23 protein-coding genes and 1 pseudogene are annotated in these 24,931 nt (G+C 64.7%); 17 read left to right on the top strand and 7 right to left on the bottom strand.

Going from position 1 to position 24,931, the window contains the following annotated elements; translation table 11 throughout:
• Positions 1 to 523: 523 nt before the first annotated feature.
• Positions 524 to 2,017, bottom strand: a complete 1,494-nt coding sequence (locus ACO6VM_RS21165; RefSeq protein WP_110992890.1) for a CoA-acylating methylmalonate-semialdehyde dehydrogenase — start codon at positions 2,015 to 2,017, stop codon at positions 524 to 526.
• Between the two features lie 71 nt (positions 2,018 to 2,088).
• On the bottom strand, positions 2,089 to 3,435 hold the full coding sequence (locus ACO6VM_RS21160) for an aspartate aminotransferase family protein (RefSeq protein WP_401060156.1): 1,347 nt from the start codon (positions 3,433 to 3,435) through the stop codon (positions 2,089 to 2,091).
• Positions 3,436 to 3,553: 118 nt separating this feature from the next.
• Between ACO6VM_RS21160 and ACO6VM_RS21155 the strand changes: the two genes are divergently transcribed.
• The 5 genes from ACO6VM_RS21155 to ACO6VM_RS21135 all read left to right on the top strand — a co-directional run bounded on the left by ACO6VM_RS21155 (position 3,554) and on the right by ACO6VM_RS21135 (position 7,977).
• A complete protein-coding gene (locus tag ACO6VM_RS21155) occupies positions 3,554 to 4,471 on the top strand; it encodes a LysR family transcriptional regulator (RefSeq protein WP_347150791.1) in 918 nt (305 codons plus the stop codon).
• A gap of 85 nt (positions 4,472 to 4,556) precedes the next feature.
• On the top strand, positions 4,557 to 5,219 hold the full coding sequence (locus tag ACO6VM_RS21150) for a TetR/AcrR family transcriptional regulator (protein WP_125465651.1): 663 nt from the start codon (positions 4,557 to 4,559) through the stop codon (positions 5,217 to 5,219).
• Between the two features lie 9 nt (positions 5,220 to 5,228).
• Entirely contained in the window at positions 5,229 to 5,813 is a 585-nt protein-coding gene (locus ACO6VM_RS21145) for an IMPACT family protein (RefSeq protein ID WP_125860503.1), read from the top strand.
• Between the two features lie 438 nt (positions 5,814 to 6,251).
• The gene (locus ACO6VM_RS21140) at positions 6,252 to 6,938 is read left to right on the top strand and encodes an SDR family oxidoreductase (protein ID WP_401060158.1); all 687 of its coding nucleotides are present in this window, start codon (positions 6,252 to 6,254) and stop codon (positions 6,936 to 6,938) included.
• Between the two features lie 88 nt (positions 6,939 to 7,026).
• Entirely contained in the window at positions 7,027 to 7,977 is a 951-nt protein-coding gene (locus ACO6VM_RS21135) for an adenosine deaminase (RefSeq protein WP_401060160.1), read from the top strand.
• Here the strand turns inward: ACO6VM_RS21135 and ACO6VM_RS21130 are convergent.
• Complete coding sequence (locus ACO6VM_RS21130) at positions 7,974 to 8,684, bottom strand: ArsR/SmtB family transcription factor (protein WP_401060162.1); 711 nt, start codon at positions 8,682 to 8,684, stop codon at positions 7,974 to 7,976. The two genes, ACO6VM_RS21135 and ACO6VM_RS21130, sit on opposite strands and share 4 nt — an antisense overlap.
• A 509-nt stretch (positions 8,685 to 9,193) precedes the next feature.
• Between ACO6VM_RS21130 and ACO6VM_RS21125 the strand changes: the two genes are divergently transcribed.
• Positions 9,194 to 9,391, top strand: a complete 198-nt coding sequence (locus tag ACO6VM_RS21125) for a hypothetical protein (protein WP_256671306.1) — start codon at positions 9,194 to 9,196, stop codon at positions 9,389 to 9,391.
• Here the strand turns inward: ACO6VM_RS21125 and ACO6VM_RS21120 are convergent.
• Positions 9,342 to 10,523 carry a multidrug effflux MFS transporter gene (locus ACO6VM_RS21120; protein WP_401060164.1) on the bottom strand — a complete coding sequence of 394 codons (1,182 nt, stop codon included), beginning with the start codon at positions 10,521 to 10,523 and terminating at the stop codon, positions 9,342 to 9,344. The genes ACO6VM_RS21125 and ACO6VM_RS21120 overlap by 50 nt on opposite strands.
• A 246-nt stretch (positions 10,524 to 10,769) precedes the next feature.
• Here ACO6VM_RS21120 and ACO6VM_RS21115 point away from each other — a divergent pair, with 246 nt between their 5' ends.
• The gene (locus tag ACO6VM_RS21115) at positions 10,770 to 12,542 is read left to right on the top strand and encodes a hypothetical protein (protein WP_401060166.1); all 1,773 of its coding nucleotides are present in this window, start codon (positions 10,770 to 10,772) and stop codon (positions 12,540 to 12,542) included.
• Between the two features lie 51 nt (positions 12,543 to 12,593).
• On the opposite strand, the gene ACO6VM_RS21110 is transcribed toward ACO6VM_RS21115, so the two are convergent.
• Entirely contained in the window at positions 12,594 to 12,791 is a 198-nt protein-coding gene (locus tag ACO6VM_RS21110) for a cation transporter (protein WP_125860512.1), read from the bottom strand.
• A 146-nt stretch (positions 12,792 to 12,937) separates the two neighbouring features.
• On the opposite strand from ACO6VM_RS21110, the gene ACO6VM_RS21105 reads away from it, so the two are divergent.
• The 5 genes and pseudogenes from ACO6VM_RS21105 to ACO6VM_RS21085 all read left to right on the top strand — a co-directional run bounded on the left by ACO6VM_RS21105 (position 12,938) and on the right by ACO6VM_RS21085 (position 18,404).
• Positions 12,938 to 13,324, top strand: coding sequence for a hypothetical protein (locus ACO6VM_RS21105; protein ID WP_125465659.1), 387 nt, complete (start codon positions 12,938 to 12,940; stop codon positions 13,322 to 13,324).
• A 54-nt stretch (positions 13,325 to 13,378) separates the two neighbouring features.
• Positions 13,379 to 15,778, top strand: a complete 2,400-nt coding sequence (locus ACO6VM_RS21100) for a heavy metal translocating P-type ATPase (protein WP_401060168.1) — start codon at positions 13,379 to 13,381, stop codon at positions 15,776 to 15,778.
• Positions 15,775 to 16,173: a Cu(I)-responsive transcriptional regulator gene (gene cueR, locus ACO6VM_RS21095; protein ID WP_347150781.1), complete on the top strand. Its 399-nt coding sequence runs from the start codon at positions 15,775 to 15,777 to the stop codon at positions 16,171 to 16,173. The genes ACO6VM_RS21100 and cueR overlap by 4 nt, the downstream gene beginning before the upstream one ends.
• Positions 16,174 to 16,460: 287 nt before the next feature.
• Positions 16,461 to 17,546 (top strand): annotated as a pseudogene (locus ACO6VM_RS21090) (HAMP domain-containing protein); the annotation flags it as partial.
• 90 nt (positions 17,547 to 17,636) lie between these two features.
• Entirely contained in the window at positions 17,637 to 18,404 is a 768-nt protein-coding gene (locus ACO6VM_RS21085) for a methyl-accepting chemotaxis protein (protein WP_371923660.1), read from the top strand.
• 161 nt (positions 18,405 to 18,565) lie between these two features.
• Here ACO6VM_RS21085 and ACO6VM_RS21080 read toward each other — a convergent pair whose 3' ends face one another.
• Both ACO6VM_RS21080 and ACO6VM_RS21075 read right to left on the bottom strand, forming a co-directional pair.
• Positions 18,566 to 19,354 (bottom strand): AraC family transcriptional regulator, encoded by a 789-nt coding sequence (locus tag ACO6VM_RS21080; RefSeq protein WP_401060170.1) that lies wholly within the window; start codon positions 19,352 to 19,354, stop codon positions 18,566 to 18,568.
• Positions 19,355 to 19,404: 50 nt separating this feature from the next.
• The gene (locus tag ACO6VM_RS21075) at positions 19,405 to 20,682 is read right to left on the bottom strand and encodes an acetyl-CoA C-acetyltransferase (RefSeq protein ID WP_401060172.1); all 1,278 of its coding nucleotides are present in this window, start codon (positions 20,680 to 20,682) and stop codon (positions 19,405 to 19,407) included.
• A gap of 114 nt (positions 20,683 to 20,796) precedes the next feature.
• On the opposite strand from ACO6VM_RS21075, the gene ACO6VM_RS21070 reads away from it, so the two are divergent.
• From ACO6VM_RS21070 to ACO6VM_RS21050, 5 genes are all read left to right on the top strand, one after another.
• On the top strand, positions 20,797 to 22,149 hold the full coding sequence (locus ACO6VM_RS21070; protein WP_422403772.1) for a 3-oxoacyl-ACP reductase: 1,353 nt from the start codon (positions 20,797 to 20,799) through the stop codon (positions 22,147 to 22,149).
• A gap of 1 nt (position 22,150) precedes the next feature.
• On the top strand, positions 22,151 to 23,002 hold the full coding sequence (locus tag ACO6VM_RS21065; RefSeq protein ID WP_401060176.1) for a MaoC family dehydratase: 852 nt from the start codon (positions 22,151 to 22,153) through the stop codon (positions 23,000 to 23,002).
• 208 nt (positions 23,003 to 23,210) lie between these two features.
• Entirely contained in the window at positions 23,211 to 23,516 is a 306-nt protein-coding gene (locus tag ACO6VM_RS21060; RefSeq protein ID WP_125465667.1) for a MazG-like family protein, read from the top strand.
• Positions 23,513 to 24,262: a methyltransferase domain-containing protein gene (locus ACO6VM_RS21055; protein WP_125465668.1), complete on the top strand. Its 750-nt coding sequence runs from the start codon at positions 23,513 to 23,515 to the stop codon at positions 24,260 to 24,262. Before ACO6VM_RS21060 ends, ACO6VM_RS21055 begins: the two co-directional genes overlap by 4 nt.
• Before the next feature lie 21 nt (positions 24,263 to 24,283).
• On the top strand, positions 24,284 to 24,919 hold the full coding sequence (locus ACO6VM_RS21050) for a DUF4136 domain-containing protein (RefSeq protein ID WP_422403771.1): 636 nt from the start codon (positions 24,284 to 24,286) through the stop codon (positions 24,917 to 24,919).
• The last annotated feature ends 12 nt before the right edge of the window (positions 24,920 to 24,931 follow it).

Genomic DNA, 24,931 nt, shown 5'->3' with positions numbered 1-24,931 from the left:
GCAATCTCAAATGACTATGTGATTTCTCGCATGGCCACTTGTGATGCTGATAATCTTTTTGACTATCAGTCCGTACTCACAAGCACCCACACGAATTGCTTGATTCAATTTGTTAAAGAGCGTTTGGTTAAGAGCTTTTCGTCTCAACCGAGGCGCGCATTCTACGCTTTCCTCATTTGCTGTCAAGCGTTTATTTTGAAGTTCTTTCCGAGAAACTCGTTTAGCTTCAACCGCTTAACTCGCTGCGATCTCTCGTAGCGGGAGGCGAATCATACAGCGTTACAACCTGCTGTCAACCACCTTTTTCACCGCTGCCGATCGTGAGACCGAAACGCTTCCGGAGCTTTCGAATCGCTTAACTCGTTGAATCTCAAGGAGTTTTGCGTTCTGTTGTCGCTGGAAGTGGGGCGCATTATAAGGGGATCTGAAACCCCGTCAACCTTTAATTTCAAGAAAGCTTCATTTGCCTGAAAACAAAGCGGGGAGGCCTGTCGGCCTCCCCGCTTTTATATAGCAACCGCGCTTACAGGCTCGGGAACGCAAACTGCGAAGCCTCATGGCTGGCCCGCTGCGGCCAACGCTGAGTGATCGCCTTGCGACGGGTATAGAAGCGCACACCATCCGGACCGTAAGCATGCAGGTCACCAAACAGCGAACGTTTCCAACCACCAAAGCTGTGGTAAGCCACCGGCACCGGCAGCGGCACGTTGACCCCGACCATGCCCACTTCGATCTCGTCGCAGAACAGCCGCGCTGCCTCACCGTCACGGGTGAAGATACAGGTCCCGTTGCCATACTCATGATCGTTGATCAGTTGCATGGCCTGCTCCAGGCTGTTCACCCGCACCACGCACAGTACCGGCCCGAAGATCTCTTCCTTATAGATGCGCATCTCGGGGGTGACCTTGTCGAACAGGGTGCCACCGACGAAATAACCATCTTCGTTACCCGCCACACGCAAGCCACGGCCATCGACCACCAGCCGGGCGCCAGCGGCGACGCCGTCGTCGATGTAACCCAACACTTTGTCACGCGCTGCAGCCGTCACCAACGGGCCCATGTCCAGGCCACAGGACGTACCGGCACCGATCTTCAGCGCCTTGATCTGTGGTTCGAGCTTGGCAATCAGGGCATCGGCCACCTGATCACCCACACACACCGCCACCGAAATGGCCATGCAGCGCTCGCCACAGGAACCATAGGCAGCCCCCATCAGCGCGCTGACCGCGTTGTCGAGGTCGGCATCCGGCATCAACACGGCGTGGTTCTTCGCACCGCCCAAGGCCTGGACGCGCTTGCCGCGCTTGGTGCCCTCGGCATAGATGTACTCGGCGATCGGGGTCGAACCGACGAAGCTCAGGGCTTTCACCTCCGGCGCCTCGATCAGCGCATCGACCGCTTCCTTGTCGCCATGCACGACATTGAGGATGCCCTTGGGCAGGCCGGCCTCCAGCAGCAGCTGGGCGATATAGAGGGTAGAGCTCGGGTCACGCTCGGACGGCTTGAGGATGAATGCGTTGCCGCAGGCAATGGCCAACGGGTACATCCACAGCGGCACCATTGCCGGGAAGTTGAACGGGGTGATACCAGCCACCACGCCAAGCGGCTGGAAGTCGGACCATGCATCGATGTTCGGGCCAACGTTGCGGCTGTACTCACCCTTCAGTACTTCTGGCGCAGCGCAGGCGAACTCGACGTTCTCGATACCGCGCTTCAGTTCGCCAGCAGCGTCTTCCAGCGTCTTGCCGTGCTCCTCGCTGATCATCTGCGAGATCTTCGCTTCGTTCTGCTCAAGCAGTTGCTTGAAACGGAACATCACCTGGGCGCGCTTGGCGGGCGGGGTGTTGCGCCAGGCCGGGAAAGCGGCCTTGGCCGAATCGATGGCTTCCTGGACAGTGGCGCGGCTGGCCAGCTCGACCTTGCGCACGGCCTGGCCGGTGGACGGGTTGAAGACATCGGCGGTGCGCTCGCCCTTGGTAACCAGCTCGCCGTGGATCAGGTGCTGAACAATGCTCATGCAGAACTCCAGATAAAGAAGGGAGTGCCAGGCGCGTGACGTTCACGCGCCTGGCATCAGAATCAGAAAGATCAGTCGACTTTGTTGAGGGCTTCGCCCACCGCGTCGAACAGGCGGTCCAGCTCCTGCGGCTGGGTATTGAAGGTTGGCCCGAACTGCAGGGTGTCGCCCCCGAAGCGCACATAGAAGCCGGCTTGCCACAGCTTCATCGCGGCCTCGTAAGGGCGGACGATGGCATCACCGTCACGCGCGGCAATCTGGATCGCGCCGGCCAGGCCGTAGTTGCGGATGTCCACGATGTTCTTGGTGCCCTTCACGCCGTGCAGCAGCTTCTCGAAGTGCGGCGCCAGTTCGGCGGCGGACTGCACCAGGTTCTCTTTCTGCAGCAGGTCCAGCGCGGCGATACCGGCGGCGCAGGCGACCGGGTGCGCCGAGTAGGTGTAGCCGTGGGGGAATTCCACCGCGTACTCAGGGGTCGGCTGGTTCATGAAGGTCTGGTAGATCTCGCCAGTGGCGATCACCGCGCCCATCGGGATGGCGCCGTTGGTGACCTGCTTGGCGATGCACATCAGGTCCGGGGTCACGCCGAAGGCCTCGGCACCGGTCATGGCGCCCATGCGGCCGAAGCCGGTGATGACTTCGTCGAAGATCAGCAGGATGTTGTGCTGCGTGCAGATCTCACGCAGACGCTTCAGGTAACCCTTCGGCGGCGGCAGCACGCCGGCGGAACCGGCCAGTGGCTCGACGATCACCGCGGCGATGTTCGAGGCATCGTGCAGTTCGATCAGCTTGAGCATCTCGTCGGCCAGGGCGATACCGCCCTCCTCCGGCATGCCCTTGCTGAAGGCGTTGACCGGCAGCACGGTATGAGGCAGGTGGTCGACGTCCAGCAGTTGGCCGAACATCTTGCGGTTGCCGTTGACGCCGCCCAGGCTGGTGCCGGCGATGTTCACACCGTGGTAGCCACGGGCACGGCCGATGATCTTGGTCTTGGTGGCCTGGCCTTTCAGGCGCCAGTAGGCACGGACCATCTTCAGCGCGGTGTCGGCGCATTCGGAGCCGGAGTTGGTGTAGAACACGTGGTTCAGGTCACCTGGCACCAGGTTGGCAATTTTCTCGGCCAGCTGGAACGACAGCGGGTGACCGAACTGGAAGGCCGGGGAGTAGTCGAGCGTGGCCACCTGGCGGGCCACCGCTTCGCTGATTTCCTTGCGGGTATGCCCGGCGCCGCAGGTCCATAGCCCCGACAAAGCGTCGAAGATCTTGCGCCCCTTGTCATCGACCAGGTAGTTGCCTTCTGCCGCCACGATCAGCCGCGGGTCGCGGTGGAAGTTGCGGTTGGCGGTGTAGGGCATCCAGTGGGCATCCAGCTTGAGCTGGCTGGCCAGGCCGGAATGGGCGGTTTCGGGCATGTTCATCGGCGGTTCCTCGGAAGACGATTAGGCAACGATGGATGTTGTTGCAGCTAAATTCGCACGGGAATAAAGTCCGGAAAACCCAACATTTCTAATCTTCAGTCAGCAGATAACTAAACATATGAGCCGACGCCCCGATCCCCTCGCCCAAGTCAGTGATTTCGATATTCGTTTGCTGAAGATCTACCGCAGCGTGGTGGAATGCGGCGGTTTCTCCGCGGCAGAGAACGTGCTGGGTATCGGCCGCTCGGCGATCAGCCAGCAGATGAACGACCTCGAGCAGCGCCTGGGCCTGCGTCTCTGCCAGCGCGGGCGCGCCGGCTTCTCGCTCACCGAAGAGGGCCGTGAGGTCTACCACTCGGCCTTGCAGTTGCTCAGCGCCCTGGAATCGTTCCGCACCGAGGTCAACGGCCTGCACCAGCATTTGCGCGGCGAGCTGAACATCGGCCTCACCGACAACCTGGTGACCTTGCCGCACATGCGCATTACCCACGCCCTGGCCGAACTGAAGGACCGCGGCCCCGACGTGCGCATCCAGATCCGCATGATCGCCCCCAGCCAGGTCGAACAAGGCGTGCTCGACGGCAGCCTGCATGTCGGCGTGGTGCCGCAGACCAGCCCGCTGTCGGGGCTCGAGTACCAGCCGCTGTACAGTGAGCGTTCACTGCTGTACTGCGCCGTCGGCCACCCGCTGTTCTACGCCGACGATCAACAGGTCGACGACCAACGCCTCAACAGCCAGGACGCCATCGCCCCGACGTTCCGCCTGCCCGCCGATATCCAGGCGCATTACCAGGCACTGCACTGCACCGCCAGCGCCTCGGACCGCGAAGGCATGGCCTTCCTGATCCTCACCGGGCGCTTCATCGGTTACCTGCCCGACCACTACGCCAGCTTCTGGGTGCAGCAAGGCCGACTGCGCGCGCTCAAGCCAGCGCAACGCTTCTACGACCTGGGCCTGAGCTGGGTTACGCGCAAAGGCCGGCGTCCCAACCTGGTACTGGAAAGCTTCCTCGAGAGCCTGGCTGCGACACGTTGATACTTATCCAGGCCGCAAATGCTTGTCACTTCGGCACAGGCAGGTAATCTGTCGAACATTCGTAACGACCCGTCCGGAATCGTCCATGACCCTAGAAGTCCCTGCGCATCGCTCCCCCGCCTCGGGCAAGCCCGCCGGCCGCATCCGCCAGAAGAACGAGCAGGCCATCATCCAGGCCGCCGAAGACGAATTCGCCCGCCACGGCTACAAGGGCACGAGCATGAACACCATCGCGCTCAAGGCCGGGCTGCCCAAGGCCAACCTGCACTACTACTTCACCAACAAGCTGGGCCTGTACATCGCGGTGCTGAGCAACATCATCGAGCTGTGGGACAGCACCTTCAACGCCTTGAGCGTCGACGACGACCCCGGCGAAGCACTGAGCCAGTACATCCGCACCAAGATGGAGTTCTCCCGGCGCAACCCGCAGGCCTCGCGGATCTTCGCCATGGAAGTGATCAGCGGCGGCGAGTGCCTCACCGAATACTTCAGCGCCGACTACCGTGAATGGTTCCGTGGCCGCGCCGCGGTGTTCCAGGCCTGGATGGAGGCCGGCAAGATGGACCGGGTCGACCCCGTGCACCTGATCTTCCTGCTGTGGGGCAGCACCCAGCACTACGCCGACTTCGCCACCCAGATCTGCCAGGTCACCGGCCGCAGCCGCTTGACCAAGCAGGACATGGAAGACGCGAGCAACAATCTTATCCACATCATTCTCAAAGGCTGCGGCATCAACACGCCCGCCTGACCCGGACCTATGCCTTCTACCCTGCTCGACCTCTGCGAGTTCCGCGAGGAAATCCGCAAGAGCCGTTTCATCACCCTGGCCGGCCCGATCGCCAGCCCCGCCGAGGCAATGGCCTTCATCGAACGCCACAGCGACCTGGCGGCCACCCACAACTGCTGGGCCTGGAAGCTCGGTGGCCAGTACCGCAGCAGTGACGACGGTGAACCCGGAGGCACCGCCGGGCGCCCTATCCTCGCCGCCATCGAGGCGCAGGATTGCGACCAGGTGGTGGTACTGGTGATCCGCTGGTACGGCGGTATCCAACTGGGCACCGGTGGCCTGGCCCGCGCTTACGGCGGCGGCGCCAACAAATGCCTGCAGCAAGCCCCCAAACGACTGCTGGTGCAGCGCAGCGAATTTACCTGCAGCTGTACCTTCAGTGAGCTGGCCCTGGTCAAGCTGCGCCTGGCGGAAGTAGACGGCCTGGTGCTGGACGAGCAATTCACCGCCAATGGCGTCGACCTGCATATCGCGCTGGGCGATACACACCAGCACACCCTGCAACAACAACTGGCCGACCTGAGCCGCGGGCGCATCCTGCTGGAACGCTGCTGAGCGTTGCCCACAACTACTGTGGGCCCGCCTGTGGATAAGCTTGGGGCATTCTTGCCCAAGCCTTGCGCTCCAAGGCCTGCAGCGCTTTGATCATATTTTGATCACAATCATGTGACGGTGAGTCAAGTCACTGAAACCCGGTGAGTTATCCCCAGCCTTGAACACCGGTATGCGCTGAAACCAGCGTTTCAGCGGCAATCTGCTTGCACACAATTACTGTGGAGCAGCCTGTGGATAACCGGTGAGCCAGTCAGCCAAAGCCCGACTCCATCGGCTTCGCAGCAAGCTGTTCATTTTTTGTACAGCCCTCATCAGCCGCACAGGCCTGCGACGCTGTACTGGGATATGCTCCTCATCCACGCCCTGCGCATATGAGGGCGCCCACCCTTTGCCATGGGGCGAGCAGCCACTCGCTTCGCCCAATCAAGGAGCATCGCAATGACCGCGAACAAGACCGCCCTGATCATCGGCGCCTCCCGAGGCCTCGGCCTGGGCCTGGTACAACGCCTGCGCGAGGATGGCTGGAACATCATCGCCACCGTACGTGATCCACAGCAGCCCGGCGCCCTCGGTGAAGTACCAGGCGTGCGTATCGAGCGCCTGGAGATGAACGACACCACCCAGCTCGATGGCCTCAAGCAACGCCTGCACGGCGAGATTTTCGACCTGGTGTTCGTCAACGCCGGCGTAATGGGCCCACTGCCGCAGGACCTGGAGAGCGTCCAGGTACCGCAGATCGGCGACCTGTTCATGACCAACGCCGTGGCCCCGATCCGCGTCGCCCGGCGCCTGGCCGGCCAAGTGCGTGAAGGCACCGGCGTGCTGGCGTTCATGAGCTCGATCCTGGGCAGCGTGACCATCCCCGACGGCGGCGAAATCTGCCTGTACAAGGCCAGCAAGGCCGCGCTCAACTCGATGATCAACAGCTTCGTGGTCGAACTGCAGCGCCCCGACCTGTGCGTGCTGGCCATGCACCCGGGCTGGGTGAAGACCGACATGGGCGGCGAGAACGCCGAGATCGACGTGCTCACCAGCACCCGTGGCATGCTTGAGCAGATCAAGGCCCAAAGCGGCAACGGCGGCCTGCGCTTCATCAACTACAAGGGCGAAGCACTTATCTGGTAAGCCCCGGGCGATACAGGCCCGGGTGGGCGCATTGCCCGACCGGGCCCTGTAGAATAGCGGCCAACCGTACCTGATCGAGATTGCACACATGTATGACTGGCTGAATGCCCTACCCAAGGCGGAACTGCACATGCACCTGGAGGGCTCGCTGGAGCCCGAACTGCTGTTCGCCCTGGCTGAACGCAACAAGATCGCCCTGCCCTGGGCGGATGTGGAAACCCTGCGTAGCGCCTACGCCTTCAACAACCTGCAGGAATTCCTCGACCTCTATTACCAGGGCGCCGACGTGCTGCGCACCGAGCAGGACTTCTATGACCTGACCTGGGCCTACCTGCAGCGCTGCAAGGCGCAGAACGTTATCCACACCGAACCCTTCTTCGACCCGCAGACCCACACCGACCGCGGCATCCCCTTCGAAGTGGTACTGCGCGGCATCGACCAGGCGCTCAAGGATGGCCGCCAACAACTGGGCATCAGCAGCGGCCTGATCCTCAGCTTCCTGCGCCACCTGAGCGAAGACGAAGCGCAGAAGACCCTCGACATGGCCCTGCCCTTCCGCGACGCCTTCATCGCCGTGGGCCTGGACAGTTCGGAGAAAGGCCACCCGCCGAGCAAGTTCCAGCGCGTGTTCGACCGCGCCCGCAGCGAAGGCTTCGTGGCCGTGGCCCATGCCGGCGAGGAAGGCCCGCCCGAATACATCTGGGAAGCCCTCGACCTGCTCAAGATCAAGCGCATCGACCATGGCGTGCGCGCCATCGAAGATGAGCGCCTGATGCAGCGCATCATCGACGAACAGATCCCGCTGACCGTCTGCCCACTGTCCAACACCAAGCTGTGCGTGTTCGACCACATGAGCCAGCACAACATCCTCGACATGCTCGAGCGCGGCGTGAAGGTCACCGTCAATTCCGACGACCCGGCTTATTTCGGTGGTTACGTCACCGAAAACTTCCACGCCCTGCACCAGCACCTGGGCATGACCCAGGACCAGGCGCGCCGCCTGGCGCAGAACAGCCTGGACGCCCGCCTGGTACGTTAACCCACCTGCCGGGCGGGAAGGCTGGCGATAGCGTTAATCTGCTGAAGGCCGAGCGGGGTGATATGCACCGCCCGGCTACCTTCCTGTTCACGTACCCAGCCCGACTGCACGAACAGTTTGAGCAGGGCCTGCCCCAGGCTACCGCCCAGGTGCGGCCCCTGATCGCTCCATTCGCTGCAATGGCAGATCACACAATCACGTGGCTGCCCCGGTGCCAACGCATCGATGTACAACCCCATCGCCTGCAGCCGTAGCCGGCCTTCCTGGCTCACGAACAGGTGCTGCTCGCTGCCTTCCAGCCATCCGGCGGCAAGCAGGCGCTGGTACAGCTCGGCGACCACCTCGCCGCCCAGGTGATCGCCGCACAGGCGCGCCTTGCGCATGGACAGTGGTATCTGCAGTGGCGTGCCGGCGCGGGCTCCGGCACGGCTCTCGAGCTGCACGCTGGCCAACGCCTCCACCGCCGCTATCACCTCCGGGTTGGCAAGGCGGTAGAAGCGTTTGCGCCCGCGAATTTCCAGCCGCAGCAAACCCGCGCCGGCCAGCAGGGTCAGGTGCGAACAGGCCGAGGAGGCGCTCAGGCTGGTCATGCTCGCCAGCTCGTCCGCCGCACGCGGAGTACCATCGATCAGTGCCCATAACATGGCACTGCGTTTGGGGTCGGCCATCAGGCCGGCGGCCTGGCTGATACTGTGGACTGCGTTCATCAACCTGAAGCTCCCTGAAAGTTCTCGTCCGAAAAACCAGAGCGAACCTGCCGGTCTCATCAAGGTGGCCCAGACGAGGGTGTCGATGAATGATCGGCGAATGGTGCGATACCCCTGCGCATCCCTGAGCGCTGGTTCGCCCTCTTGGCAGGGAAGTATCTCTGGCTGGCACTGGCTGCCGGGAGCAGTATAAGCCGCGAGAAAGCACGCGCCCTGCCACTGATGGAGCCCAGCCGTAGGGGGGGCACCTGGCTGTCACGGTCGGCGGCAGGCACCTGGCAAGGCCTTTTCCCCCGCGCAACAGCGTCCAAAGCCTGCAACGGCAATCCGCCCCAGTTGCACCGCCCGACAATACCGACAGTTCCCTACATAACTTTCGGGCATCAAACCAGAAAGCTTCCCGGTTCCTGCCCGCCATGACCGTCAGTCCGAGTACTGATATCGGTCATGGCGAGCGCCCTGGGCGGCGCTAAACTTCATCGGCGCTCGCTCACTGGAGGTGGATCGCGATGAAGATTGTCGTCTGTGCGTCGAACCGAAACCCCAATTGCCCGTGGCAGGTCCAGCTTGATCAGCACGTCGTGAGTTTTCGCAGCGAAAGCGAAGCGCGTGCCTTCGTCGCCCTGCTGGAAACGCGGCTCAATGCCCCCCACCCACTCACGCCGAGCGCCTGGCCTGCAAGCGCCGGGTCAGCACTGCGACACTGACCACCAGCGCGCCGCACAGGCTGATCACCAGCGCCATGGGCACCGCGCTGCCGTCGTGCAGCACGCCAACCAACGCCGCCGCACCGGCGGCGACGCTGAACTGCAGGCAGCCCATCAACGCCGAGGCACTGCCGGCCCGCGCACCTTGCCCGCTCATGGCGCAGGCCGAGGCGTTGGGGATGATGCACCCCAGGCTGGAAATGCACACGAACAGCGGTACCAGCAACGGCCACAGTGCGACCGGGTGCAGTGCCGCCACCACCAGCAGTACCAAGGCAGCCGCCAGGTACAACCAGACCGCGCGGGCCAGCAGGAAGGCCGGGCCACGCTTGGCCAACAAGCGGGCATTGACCTGGGCCATGAGGATGAACCCTGCGGCATTGCTACCGAACAGCCAGCCATAGTGCTCCGGCGGTACGCCGTACAGCTTGATGAAAACGAACGGCGAACCGGCGATATAGGCGAACATCCCGGCAATGGCGATGCCACCGGTCAGCGCATGGCCAACAAACGTCCGGTCAGCCAGTAACCGCAGGTATTGGCGCAAGGCGCCAGACAACGGTTGGCGCGGCATATGCGTCGGCAGGCTTTCCGGCAAGCCCAGGCCAACGGCCAACAGACACAGGCCGCTGAACAGGCTCAAGGCAAGGAAGATCGATTGCCAGCCGGCCACATTCACCAGCACGCCACCAAGCATCGGCGCCAGGATCGGCGCCAGTCCCATCACCAGCATCAATTGCGAGAACACCTTGGCCGAGGCCACCGGGTCGCACTTGTCGCTGACGATCGCCCGCGACAACACCATGCCCGCGCAGCCGCCCAGCGCCTGGACGAACCGCGCCAGTATCAAAGTGTCGAGGTTCGGCGCGAAGGCACAGGCCAGCGACGCCACGGTGAACAGGCCGACCCCGAACAACAGCGGGATGCGTCGGCCAAAGCGATCGGCCACCGGCCCATAGGCCAGCTGCCCAAGGGAGAGGCCCAGGAAATAGGCAGCCAGGGTTGTCTGGACATGTTTTTCATCGGTGGCGAACGCCTGAGCCATGGCCGGGAAGGCAGGCAGGTAGAAGTCGATCGCCAGGGGCCCGAACGCACTCAATGCGCCCAGGATCAGCACCATTCGCAGGTTCATCAGGAATCCATAGCAGGCTAAGCAAGTGCCCAGTCTACCTGTACCGCCCGTGGACGCTATCAAAACCTCGCAAAGCACGGTCGATCCGTCTCGAACAAGCACCTGGGACCTAGCAGAAATGCCAGGTTACACACTTTCGGCTGACTTCTAAGATCGCAATCAACGTCCAGCACCCCGTAAAGGCTTGCGTTACAAGCCTGCATGGCCTGTGTCCCTTTGGCCTATGTCTGACAGCAGGAGATAAACATGAACATGTCCCCCACAGGGCCAGGCACCAAAGCGGTTGCCGAACTGTACTTCACCGACCTCAATGACTCGCCCACCAACCCGCGATTGGGCATCGGCTACGAGCTGCTGAAAAGCCCGATCAGGCTGCATGCGGCAATGCCGACCACACCCCGGATCGGCGATTCGGCCGTTCTGTACTGGAACAACCAGCAGGTGGATCGCATCGATATCAACGCAGGGAACATCGGCAATCCACGGCTGGAGTTCAGCGTCCCCACCCTTTACATCCAACCGCCCCAAGGGTCGGCCTACTACGAATACACGGACACCAATGCCGGCAGCACCACGCCAAGCCCGACGCGGACCATCGCCGTCAATACCCTGGTACCCGGCGGGCCGGGACCCGACCCGGCCCCACCGTTCAACGACAACCTGCAAGCCTGTGTCGTCATCCCGAATCCTGTCACCAGCCTGGGCGCCGCAGTCACCGTACAAGTCCCCCAGTGGCTGAACAAGGAAGTGGGGGATGAACTGGTCGTCACCTGGGGAAGCATTCCGGTCCCTCACCCCAAGGTCACCAACCCTGCCGGTGGCGAGACAGTGACCATCCCGGTGGATGTGCTCATGCAGGCGGGAACACAACCCAGCCTGCCGGTGTTCTATGAAATCCGCGACAGCGTCGACAACTATTCACGCCTGGCCCGATCGACCCTGGTACGGGTGGAGTTGCCCGCGCCCCAGGTCATGGCCAATGGCAGCGTCGTCACGCTGATCGACCTGAACGGGCTCAACCAGCTTGAAGCCAGCATCTCGAACTACGGCATGCAACCAGGCGACTTGGTGACCGTCGTCTGGAACGGGGTGGTCGTGCGCCAGAAAACCGAGCCGGTCGTGGTGATCGCCCCATTACGAATCCCACTCGATCTGGCATGGGCCCAGGAAAACAAGGATCGTCAGGTAACCGTGACCTATGTGGTCACGCGCAGTGGCAGGACGATGTCGTCATCCCCAGTCACGCTCCAGGTCGTGGAGGGTGACGAAGGGCTGTTTCTGCCACCACCCACGGTCAACGACCTGCAGAACGGTGAGCTCGACTACTACTGGTTGCTGGATAACCGCGGTGGCGAGGCCACCATCGTCGTACCCGCCTACACCGGTATGAAGCCAGGCCATTCCGTGAGGGTTACCTGGGCCAACAACATCAATTGGAACACCGAAGCCAGGACCGTCGGCGCCATCGGCCCGATGGAGTTCAAGATCCGTAATACCGAGATCATCGACACCATTGGCGGGTCGGCCAACGTCAACTACACCGTGGTCACCGCCACGGGCGCTCCTCCCGTGGCGTCGACGCACACCGTATGTCGCGTCAAGGACAATCCACCCCCCTTCGAGTCGATGCCTCCGCCCACGCTGCAAGGGCTGAACCTGCGGATTCCCAAAAGCGGGCAGACTGCCTGGGCCGTCAGAGTGCGCTGGCATCACCCGGAGTCGGGCTGGCAACAGGACTCGCCAATACTCCGTTACAGTTACAACGGTCAGCCCTATCTGGATTACACGGTGCCCCAGGCATGGGTAACCGCGAACAGAGGGAGACAGGTCTATATCAGCTACTCCATGAGCGTTGGCACTGACCGAATCCGGATTTCACGCTACCTGCGCTACAACGTCGCGGCAGCGGACGAACCGGCCAGCACCGGCATTTCCCAGGGTAGCGACTCATCGACGCAGGCACTGGCCGACAGCCTGCTATCGACGCTTCAGGCACTCAAGCGTTGGCTCAACAGCTGATCGCTGCAGATGAGGGCCAAGGGTGCAACACTGCCCCTCGGCCCTCGAACTTCAGACGCTGCTTGCCTGATACCCCTCATCGCGGATCGCCGTCAGGATCTGCTCCACACCGAGCGCGCTCTCCACACGCACTTGTGCACCCGCCAGGTCCACTTCGACGCGCGCCTTCGAATCCAGCTCCTGCACCGCACGCGTCACGGCCTTCACACAGTGACCACAGGTCATGCCTTTCACATTGAACACTTGCATGGGTGTTGCCTCCTTCAGGGTTTTGCGCAGTCTCAGGGTTGCCATCGGGGTAAGGTCAAGTTTCGTCTGCAACGGCCGGGCTGGAAATCCGCGCCCCGCTCGGCCAAGCTTCGCCTCTGACGATTTTGCCAAGCAGGAGATTCTTCATGATCAGGACCGCATTGACCCTCGCCGGATTGCTCGGTGCGCTGGCCGTGGTGCCACCGGCCAGCGCCGAGGGCAACTCGGACTACAGCGTGCTGATCATTTCCCGGGAGCGCCTGGAAGTGGCCACCAATTGCGAGATCGGCATCTACCTCAACGATCAGTTGTCCGGCCGGGTATTCCAGGAGCAGTCGACCTCCTTCAACCTGCCCGCCGGCCCGATCGATGTGCGCCTGCGCCTGCTACCTGGGCAGAGCCCCGGTTGCGCCCCCGGCATCGAGGACCAACGCAGCACGCGCCTGACCTTGCAGGCGGGCCAGATCAACAAATACCGCATTGCCATGGGGCACAATGGCCTGGTGCTCAAGCGAGCCAGCCTGGGCTATTGACCTTGCCAGCATGGCAAGGTTGATGCTGCTGGCTTGTCCACGGAGGAAAGAGCCATGCCCGCATCCACCACCTTCGACCTGCCGATCGCCGGCATGACCTGCGCCAGCTGCGCAGGTCGGGTCGAGCGCGCCCTGCGCAAGGTCACCGGCGCAGAACAGGTCAGCGTCAACCTCGCCACCGAACAGGCCCGGGTCCAGGCCCCGGCCGACAGCCTGCCGGCGCTGGTCGACGCGGTGCGCGAGGCGGGTTATAGCGTGCCCACCCGCACCCTCGAACTGCAGATCGGCGGCATGACCTGCGCCAGTTGCGCGGGCCGTGTCGAGCGCGCCCTCGGCAAAGTGCCGGGGGTCGAGCAGATCAGCGTCAACCTGGCCAGCGAACGCGCCCACCTCGAAGTGCTGCAAGCCGTCGATGACGCCGCGCTGATCGCGGCGGTGGAGCATGCCGGCTACAGCGCCACCCTGCCGCGCACCGCGCACGATGACCTGGCCCTGGCGCAACGCCGCTTGCGCAACGAACGCCTGGCCGTCGGTGCCGCCCTGCTGCTGGCGCTGCCATTGGTGCTGCCGATGCTGGTGCAGCCGTTCGGCCTGCACTGGATGCTGCCGGCCTGGGCGCAGTTCCTGCTGGCCACACCAGTGCAGTTCATCCTCGGTGCACGCTTCTACGTCGCCGCCTGGAAGGCTGTGCGCGCCGGGGCCGGCAACATGGACCTGCTGGTCGCCCTGGGCACCAGCGCCGGTTACGGCCTGAGCCTGTACCAATGGGCCAACGCCCATGCCGGCATGGAGCCGCACCTGTATTTCGAAGCCTCGGCGGTGGTGATTGCCCTGGTACTGCTCGGCAAGTACCTGGAAAGCCGCGCCAAGCGCCAGACTGCCAGCGCCATCCGCGCCCTCGAAGCCCTGCGCCCGGAGCGGGCGGTGCGGGTAGTCGATGGCCATGAAGAAGACGTGGCGATCAGCCAGTTGCGCCTGGGCGACCTGGTACTGGTCAAACCTGGCGAGCGCTTCCCGGTCGACGGCGAAGTGCTCGAAGGCAGTAGCCATGCCGACGAAGCGCTGATCAGCGGCGAAAGCCTGCCCGTCCCCAAACAACCCGGCGATGCCGTCACCGGCGGCGCCATCAACGGCGAGGGCCGGCTGCTGGTGCAGACCCGGGCACTGGGTACCGAAACCGTGCTGGCGCGTATCATCCGCCTGGTCGAGGATGCCCAGGCAGCCAAGGCACCGATCCAGAAACTGGTCGACCGGGTCAGCCAGGTGTTCGTCCCCGCCGTGCTGGTGCTGGCGCTGCTCACCCTGGTGGGCTGGTGGCTGGCCGGCGCGCCGCTGGAAACCGCGCTGATCAACGCCGTTGCCGTGCTGGTGATCGCCTGCCCCTGCGCCCTCGGCCTGGCCACCCCCGCCGCGATCATGGCCGGCACCGGTGTCGCCGCCCGCCACGGCATCCTGATCAAGGACGCCGAAGCGCTGGAACGCGCCCATGCGGTCAACCGCGTGGTATTCGACAAGACCGGCACCCTCACCTCCGGCAGCCCGCGCATCGTCCACAGCCAGGCGGCCAGTGGCGACAAGGGTGAGCTGCTGCGCCTGGCCGGGGCCTTGCAACGCGGCAGCGAACACCCACTGGCCAAAGCGGTACTCGACGCCTGCAGCGAACAAGGCTTGCAAGTGCCGCAGGTAAATGACAGCCAGTCCCTGACCGGCCGCGGTATCGCCGGCCAGGTGGGCGGCCGCGACCTGGCGCTGGGCAACCGCCGCCTGCTCGACGAAAGCCAGCTGCAGCCCGCTGGGCTGGCGGCCAATGCCCAGGCCTGGGAGGCCGAAGGCCGCACCCTGTCCTGGTTGATCGAACGCGGCAGCCAACCCCGTGTGCTGGGCCTGTTCGCTTTCGGCGACAGCCTCAAGCCCGGCGCTGCCCCGGCCATCGACGCCCTGCACGCCCGTGGCATCAGCAGCCACCTGCTGACCGGCGACAACCGTGGCAGCGCCAAGGTCGTCGCCGATGCCCTGGGCATCGACGATGTGCATGCCGAAGTGTTGCCGGCCGACAAGGCCGCCACCGTTGCCAAACTCAAGCAGGATGGCGTGGTGGCCATGGTCGGCGACGGCATCAACGACGCCCCCGCCCTGGCCGCCGCCGACATCGGCATCGCCATGGGCGGTGGTACCGACGTGGCCATGCAGGCCGCCGGCATTACCCTGATGCGCGGCGACCCACGCCTGGTGCCCGCCGCACTGGAGATCAGCCGCAAGACCTACGCGAAAATCCGCCAGAACCTGTTCTGGGCCTTCATCTACAACCTGGTCGGCATCCCGCTGGCAGCCTTCGGCTACCTCAATCCGGTGCTGGCCGGCGCCGCCATGGCCCTGTCCAGCGTCAGTGTGGTGAGCAATGCCCTATGGCTGAAAACCTGGAAACCCACCGGCACCGACCAGGAGGCGCCATGAACATCGGCCAGGCCGCCCGCCACAGCGGGCTCAGCGCCAAGATGATCCGCTACTACGAGTCCATCGGCCTGCTGCGCCCGGCCAGGCGCAGCGACAGCGGTTACCGCCTCTACGGCCCGGAAGACCTGCACAGCCTGGCGTTCATCAAGCGCTCGCGTGACCTGGGCTTCTCGCTGGATGAAGTGGCAAAACTGCTGACCCTGTGGCAGGACCGCCAACGGGCCAGCGCCGACGTGAAGGCGCTGGCCACCCAGCACATCGATGCGCTCAACCGGCGAATCGAAGAGCTGGTCAGCCTGCGCGATACCCTCGGTGAGCTGGTCGCCCACTGCCAGGGCGACGACCGCCCGGATTGCCCGATCCTCAAGGACCTGGCCAACGGTTGCTGCCACTGAACCCAGCCCAGTTCGTGGGAGCGGGCTTGCCCCGCGATCGAGGTGGGCCGCGATCGGCCGCTTTGGCGCCATCGCGGGGCAAGTCGCAGCGGCGCACCGCCGCTCCCACGCTCTCTTGCCTCTCAATCGCCATGCTTGGTATGCCATATTAGCCTTGCACCGACCGAATCCCCCTCAAACACTCGTTTGATCCAATAAATACGGGCATTTCCCTTCAAGAAACCCAGACGCTGCCGATGCCCTGAGTACCTGCCTCATGTATCGAAAAAAATAATCTGGGAGCGTGGATGAACATAAAGCAAAAATTGACCTGGGCTTTCGCCGTCATTGCCGGCCTGCCCATCGTCATCGTCGCCACCCTGGTGGTAGTCAATCTGCGTGGTGAAGCCCGCGACGATTTCCTCGACAACAGCAGCCGGGAAATCCGCCAGGTCGGCAACGCCATGAACCTGTTCTTCCAGGGCATCGACCAGAACGTCAACTACATGGCTGCCCAGCCCATGGTTGCCGCCACTGGCAGCAACCTGAACAAGTACAACAGCGCCAGCCCTTCTTACACCCTGGGCGATCAGGACAAGCAAGTACTCGACTTCTTCACCCGCCTTGCCGATGCGCATCCCGCCTACGCCTACCTGTCCTATGGTGTCAGCGATGGTGGCTATGTCGGCTGGCCGGCCGGGCAGAAGTTCGTCAACTATGACCCGCGCACACGCCCCTGGTATCAGTTGGCGATGGCCAACCCCGGCAAGACCCTGCGCACCGGGGCCTACTACTGGGCAGCCGACGATGCGGTGCTGATCAGCACGGTACGTACCGTGGCCAACCAGCTCGGCAACCCAGGCGGCGTGGTCAACATCGACGTATCCCTCAAAGGCCTTACCGAGATCGTCAAAAAGATCAAGCTGGGTGAAAGCGGCTACCTGATGCTGGTCGAAAACAACGGCAACGTGATGGTCGACCCTCGCGATGCCAGCCACAACTTCAAGCAGCTCTCCAGCTTTGGCGATGGCTACGCCGAGCTGGCCAAGGCCGGCAAAGGCCTGGTCGAGGTCGAGATCAACGGCGAGCGCTTCATGGCCAACGTCTACCCTGACGAGCAACTGGGCTGGACCTTCATCGGCCTGATCCACGAAAGCGAAGTGATGCAGACCACCACCCGCCTGACCTGGCTGATCGGCGCCGTGGCGCTGATCCTCGCCGCCGTGTTCGCGGTGGTCGGCGCGGCCTTCGCCAAGCTCATCGTGCGCCCGATCAACAGCGTCACCCATGGCCTGGAAGACATCGCCCAGGGCGAAGGCGACCTGACCCGCAACCTGGAAATCCGCGGCCGCGACGAAACCGCGCAGCTGGCCAGCTGGTTCAACCAGTTCCTCGGCGCCATTCGCAGCCTGATCCAGCACATCGGCACGGCGGCCAACCAGATCCTCAGCACCTCCAGCAGCTCGACCCGGGTCTCCGCCGACATGAGCGAAGCCGCCGGGCGCCAGCGCGAAGCGGTGGACATGGTCTCGACCGCCTTCCACGAAATGGTCGCCACCGCCAACGAAGTGGCGCGTTCGTGCAGCCAGGCCGCGCAATCCGCCGACAGCGGCCAGCAGCAGGCCCGCGACGGCCAGCAGCAGATCGACGCCGCGGTGCAGAGCGTCGACCGCCTGAGCCGTGAAATCGAGCAGTCGGCGCAGTCGATCCAGCAGCTGGAACGCGACAGCAACGCCATCCAGTCGATCCTCGGCACCATCCGCTCGATCGCCGAGCAGACCAACCTGCTGGCGCTCAACGCCGCCATCGAAGCCGCCCGCGCCGGCGAGCAGGGCCGCGGTTTTGCCGTGGTCGCCGACGAAGTCCGCGCCCTGGCCAAGCGCACCGCCGACTCCACCGCCGAAATCGACGGCCTGCTGGGCAACCTGGCCAGCCGCACCGCCGAAGTGGCCGAACAGATGCACGCCAGCATCGAGGTGTCGCAGCAGTCGGTCAGCCGCATCGGCCTGGCCCGCGACAGCTTCGGCCAGATCCGCGAATCGGTCGATGTGATCCGCGACATGAACACCCAGATCGCCACCGCCGCCGAAGAGCAGCACCAGGTGGCCGAGGACATCAACCGTCACATCAGCCAGATCCATGGCGATGCGCAGCTGGTGGCCGAGCTGGCCCAGGCCGCCCGCCAGGACTCCGAGAGCCTGGCCGGGCTGTCCAACGAGCTGGATGCACTGGTGCGACGCTTCCGCACCTGACCGCATCGCGGGGCAAGTCGCATCGGCGCACCGCCGCTCCCACGCTCTGGACTGCCCCCCCAAGGGTTGGATTGGTTTCCAACTTTTTAGGGGGTAGCCACGTGGGAGCGGGCTTGCCCCGCGATGAGGCCCTCAAAGGCGACACAAGACCGGCAGGGCCCTTACAACCTCAACTCACCCGGCGTCGCCCCGAACAACTGCTTGAACGCCGCAATGAAGGCCGACGTGGAGTCATAACCACAGCCCAACGCCGCGTCCGTCACACTCTCCCCCGCCTCCAGCAGCGCCAGCGATGACAAAAGGCGCATGCGCTGACGCCAGTTACGAAAGCTCAACCCCGTCTCACGCTGGAACAGGCGCATCAAGGTCTTCTCCGACACCCCCAGTTGCACCGCCCATTGCTGCAAGGTCTGCGGCTGGTCGGGCGCGGCGATCAGCCCGTTGCACAGCGCCAGCAGGCCGGGATGGCGGGGCAACGGCAGGGAGAACGCGACTTGCGGCAAGTGGCGCAATTGGTCGAGCAGCACCGCCACCAAGCGCGCCTCGACACTGTCGCCTTCGGGGTAGTCCACGGCAAAAGTGCAGAACTGCTTGATCAGCTCCCGCGCCAGCGGCGTCACCTCCAGCACCCGGCACTCCTGCGTGGCCCAGGGGCAGGCATCGCGGCGCACGTACAGGCTGCGCATCTCGGCCTGCATCGAAGTCACCACCTCGTGCTCGGCCCCCGCCGGTATCCACACCCCCCACTGCGGCGGGGCGAAGTAGCTGCCGTCACGGGTATAAACACCAAGCACGCCGCTGATGGCGTAGGAGAATTGCACCCAGTCATGCTGGTGGCGCGTGGTCCAGGAGCCGGCACCGAGGCTTTCGGCACGGGCGTAGAGTGGCCTGGGCAACTGGTCCAGGGCGGGGATGGGGCGCGGGGCGGAGGTCTGTCCGACAGTCGACATGGCTGAGCCTGTTGTTCCTGATCGGACAAGACTAACAGCCCCGCGCCGGTTTAGCGCTCAACGATGGCCGTCACCCCCTGCCCACCCGCCGCGCAGATCGAAATCAGCCCACGCCCCTTACCGCGCCCGGCCAACAGCTTGGCCATGTTGGCCAGGATGCGCCCGCCGGTCGCCGCGAACGGATGCCCGGCGGCCAGCGAGCTGCCCTTTACATTGAGCTTGCTGCGGTCGATGGCCCCCAGCGGTGCGTCCAGCCCCAGGCGCGTGCGGCAGTAGTCAGCGTCTTCCCAGGCCTTGAGCGTGCACAGCACCTGCGCGGCGAAGGCTTCATGGATCTCGTAAAAGTCGAAGTCCTGCAGGCGCAGGCCGTTGCGCGCCAGCAGCCGTGGCACCGCATACACCGGCGCCATCAGCAGGCCCTCCTGGCCGTGGACGAAATCGACGGCGGCGTTCTCGCCATCGACCAGATACGCCAGCACCTCCAGGCCCTGGGCCTGCGCCCAGTCATCACTGCCCAGCAGTACCAGCGAGGCGCCATCGGTCAGCGGCGTGGAGTTGCCTGGCGTCAGGCTGCCCTGGCCGCTGCGGTCGAACACCGGCTCGAGCCTGGCCAGCTGTTCCAGGCTGAGATCGGGGCGCAAGTTGTTGTCGCGGGTCAGGCCCAGGTAGGGCGTCAGCAGGTCGTCGTGCCAGCCTTCAGCGTAGGCCGCGGCCAGGTGCTGGTGGCTCTGCAGCGCCAGTTCATCCTGCGCCGCCCGCTCGATGTGCCAGAGCTGCGCCATGCGTTCGCAATGCTCACCCATCGACAGCCCGGTACGCGGTTCACCGTTGCGCGGCAGTGCGGGTTTCAAATGCCGAGGGCGCAACTTCAGGAAGGGCTTGAGGCGTTCGCCCAGCGTCCGGCCACGGTGGGCCTGCAGGAGGATCTGGCGCAGGCCCTCGTTGACCGCGATCGGCGCATCGGAGGTGGTGTCGACGCCGCCGGCAATGCCACTGTCGATCTGCCCCAGGGCAATTTTGTTGGCGACCAGCAGCGCGGCCTCCAGCCCCGTGCCGCAGGCCTGCTGGATATCGTAGGCCGGGGTGCACGGCGACAGGCGCGAGCCGAGCACACATTCACGGGTCAGGTTCATGTCGTGGGAATGCTTGAGCACCGCCCCCGCCGCCACTTCACCGAGGCACAGGCCGTGCAGGCGATAACGCTCGATGAGGCCCTCCAGCGCCGCCGTCAGCATCGCCTGGTTGCTGGCCCGGGCGTAGGCGCCATTGGAGCGTGCGAAGGGAATCCGGTTACCACCCAGGATCGCGACCCGGCGAGTTGAACGCATGCCTGTAACTCCAGAAGCAAATTGATCCGTAAGCGTAGTTCTTTTCGCCTGGTCGAACGCCCCTGCCACAAACATGGTCCACACTTGCATGCTTGCCTTCAGGGAGATCCGTACATGAGTGATCGCTATCTCGGCTTTGCCAACTCCAACCTCGGCCGGCGCCTGGTCGATGCCCTCGGCCTGCCACGCCCGGCCCCGCTGGAGCGCTGGCAGCCTGGCCGCCTGCGCCCGGTGGAAGGTGCCCTGGTGCTGGGCGGCGGGCCACTGGCCAGGCAGGTGGAGAGCATTGCCCCGCGCCTGACCGGCGAATGCTACAGCTTCAATGACGACAGCCTGCAATCGCCGGCCTGGGTTGCAGGCCTTGGGCCAAAGCCCAAGGCGCTGGTGTTCGATGCCAGCGCGCTGGCCGACAGCGACCAGCTCAAGCAATTGCGCGAATTCTTCCAACCGCTGCTGCGCAGCCTGGCGCCTTGCGCCCACGTGGTGATCCTCGGCCGCCCCCCGCAGGCCACCGACGATCCGCAGGCCAGTGTTGCCCAGCGCGCCCTGGAAGGCTTCAGCCGTTCGCTGGCCAAGGAGCTGCGCAACGGCGCCACCGCCAACCTGCTGTATGTCAACGCCGATGCCGAGGACCAGCTGGAGGGTGCGCTGCGCTTCTTCCTTTCGCCCAAAAGCGCCTTCATCAGCGGCCAGGTGCTGCACCTGGGCGCCTGCAATGCCCAGGTCGGTGACTGGACCCGCCCGCTCGCCGGGCGCCGGGCCCTGGTCACCGGCGCCGCCCGTGGTATCGGCGCGGCCATCGCCGAAACCCTGGCCCGTGATGGCGCCGAGGTGACCTTGCTCGACGTGCCCCAGGCGCAAAAAGACCTCGACGCCCTCGCCGAGCGCCTGGGTGGCCGCGCCCTGGCCCTGGACATCTGCGCCGCCGACGCTGCCACGCAACTGGTCGAGGCGCTGCCCGATGGCCTCGATATCCTCGTGCACAACGCCGGCATCACCCGCGACAAGACCCTCGCCAACATGACCCCGGAATACTGGGACGCGGTGCTGGCGGCCAACCTCAAGGCGCCGCAAGTGCTCACCCAGGCGCTGTTCGAGGCCGGCAAGCTGCACGATGGCGCACGCATCACCCTGCTCGCCTCGGTCAGCGGCATCGCCGGCAACCGTGGCCAGGCCAACTACGCAGCGAGCAAGGCCGGGCTGATCGGTTTTGCCCAGGCCTGGGCTCCGACACTGGCCAAACACGGCGCCAGCATCAACGCAGTGGCCCCCGGCTTCATCGAAACCCACATGACTGCCGCCATGCCCATGGGCCTGCGCGAGGCCGGGCGGCGCCTGAGCTCGCTGGGCCAGGGCGGGCTGCCGCAGGATGTCGCCGAGGCCATCGCCTGGCTCAGCCAGCCGGGCTCGGGGGCGGTCAACGGCCAGGTCCTGCGCGTTTGCGGGCAGGCACTGATAGGAGCCTGACATGACCTTGACCTGGCACGACCTGCACAGCCCCGACGCGCGGGCCAACCTGTACCTGCGCGCCCTGCGCAAACGCAAGATCAGCGCCACGCAGCTCCCCGAGCAAGGCTTGCGCTGCTTCCTGCGGGTCGACCCGAACCACCTGGCGGCCTACCGTCGGCTCTGTCATTTCCCCGACGATGGCCGCCTGCCGGGTACCTACCCGCACATCATGGCCTTCACCCTGCAGTTGCAACTGCTGACCGCCAACGCCTTCCCCTTCCCGCTGCTGGGCATGGTGCATCTGCATAACAGCATCGAAGTGCTGCGCCCGCTCGGCGGCATCGACGGGCTGCGGTTCGCCGTGCATGCACAGAACCTGCAGGCGCACGAGAAAGGCGGCACGTTCGACCTGATCACCGAGGCCGAGGATGGCCTGGGCCTGCTCTGGCGCGAGACCAGCCGCATGCTGGTACGCGGGCTGAAACTCGACGCCAGCGCGCAGCCAGCCAGCGAAAGCGAACCCGCAGAGTTGCCCGAGGCCACCCGCTGGTACGCCGACAGCGATATCGGCCGGCGCTACGCCCGGGTGTGCGGTGACTACAACCCGATCCACCTGAGCACGGCCAGCGCACGCCTGTTCGGTTTCCCCAGGGCCATTGCCCACGGCATGTGGAGCAAAGCCATGGCACTGGCGGCGCTGCAGGGCCATCTACCGAAGGCCGGCTATGGCTTCGAAGTGGACTTCCACAAGCCGGTGCGCTTGCCGTCGGAAGTGATACTCAGCGCCAGTACGGCGGCGCCAACCGGTGAGCTGCGGTTGGATGGGCATGGCGGATTGCTGCATATGGTAGGTCGCTGGCGTTCCTGCTGATCATCGCGGGGCAAGCCCGCTCCCAGGTCAACTGTGGGAGCGGGCTTGCTCCGCGATAAGGCCACCACTGATGTCACTTAGTGGGAGGATGCTTTCCTTCTTCCGTCTGTTGGTGGGGTTCTCCTCCCCCCCCCGATAAGGCCACCACTGATGTCACTTGCTTTACCCTCGACCTCGCCGGAAGCTATGCGCCACGAGGAGAACCCCGATGAACCTGCAAGAACTGACCGAACGCCTGCACCGGATCCGCGACACCAACGACTGGCGCGGCTTCCACAGCCCGAAGAACCTGGCCATGGCCGCCAGCGTGGAAATGGCCGAGCTGGTGGAAATCTTCCAATGGTTGAGTGAAGACCAGTCACGCCAGTTGCCCCCGGAGCAACTGGCCCATGCCGGCCAGGAAGTCGGCGACATCGTCCTCTACCTGTTGCTGCTGTGCAGCGAGCTGGGCCTGGACATGAACGACGTGGTACGGGCCAAGCTGGCCGACAGCGAGAGGCGCTTCGGCAAATGAACGACCGTCACTTCGATGAACTGGCCACCCGTTTCGCCGAGAAGATCTACGGTGGCGCCAAGGGTGCGATCCGCCTGGCGGTACTCCAGGCCGACCTCGCCGACGCCCTGCCCGACCGCCCGCTGCGCATCCTCGACATCGGCGCCGGCCTCGGCCACATGGCCCTGTGGCTGGCCCAGCGCGGCCACCAGCTGACCCTGGCCGAGCCCGCCGAGCCGATGCTCGAAGGCGCCCGTACCCGCTTCGCCGAGGCCGGCGTGCAGGCCACGTTCATCCAGGCGCCGTGGCAGGACCTGCTCGGCCAGCTGACCGAGCCCTACGACCTGGTGCTGTGCCACGCGGTGCTGGAATGGTTGGCCGAACCGGAAAGCATCCTGCCGGTACTGCACCAACTGACCGCCCCCGGCGGCTGGCTGTCGCTGGCGTTCTACAACCGCGACGCGCTGGTTTACCGCAACCTGCTCAAGGGCCACTTCCGCAAGTTGCGCAGCAACCGCCTGGCCGGTGAAAAGCAGAGCCTGACCCCGCAAAAACCACTTGATCCGCGCCAATTGCGGGCGCAACTTGAACCTCTGTGGCAGGTCGAAAGCGAGAGTGGCGTGCGCGTGTTCCACGACTACATGCCCAAGGAATTCCAGGACAAGGCCGAGCTGCTCGACCTGCTGGAAATGGAACTGGCGCACCGCCGTCACCCGAGTTTCGCAGGGCTCGGCCGCTACCTGCACTGGATCTGCCGCCCGCACTGACCCCAACGGCCAGGAGGAACCATGCCGTACCGCTTGCTCTGCCTGGCCCTCTTGCCGTTCGCCCTGGCCGCCTGCCAAAGCAGCAACCCCTACGTGGCCAGTGGCAAGCCCATCCCGCCGGCCCCGCCCCAGGCCGCCAGCACCTTCGATGCCAGCGCCTACCCGACGCCACCGCGCGACTATGGCCGCTACCGCAGCTGGAGCTGGCGCGACAACCAGCAGCCCATCGGCCTGGCCAACGGCGAACCGGGGCAACTGGCCGACGCGGTGAGCAGCGCCCTCGATCAACAAGGTCTGCGCCCGGCCCGGGGTGGCGCGCCAGACTTGCTGGTCAGCGCCGACATCCGCCTGGAGCGGCGCCTGCGCCAGGTGCGCGACTACGACAGCTACGACCCCTACTACGGGCCCTATCCGTACGGCAGCGTCGGCTACGGCGGCTACCGCAACGGCTACGGCGCCTATGGCAGCGTACCGATCGTGCGCACCTACCAGGTCGAGGTCATGGTGGTGCGCATCGACCTGTTCGACGCGCGCAACGGCCAGCCGGTGTGGAGCGCCAGCGCCGAAAGCGGCAGCGACAAGGACTCGCCGCGCGAGCGCGAGAGCGCCCTGCGCGAATCGGTGAGCAAGGCACTGAGCGGCTATCCTCCCAGTTAACTTTTTAACGGA

Origin of the sequence: Pseudomonas sp. GZD-209 (assembly GCF_049310485.1) — a bacterium.
Taxonomy (GTDB): domain Bacteria; phylum Pseudomonadota; class Gammaproteobacteria; order Pseudomonadales; family Pseudomonadaceae; genus Aquipseudomonas; species Aquipseudomonas sichuanensis.
The sequence above is the reverse complement of the archived record's forward strand: the minus strand, read 5'-3'. Positions and strand labels throughout refer to the sequence as shown.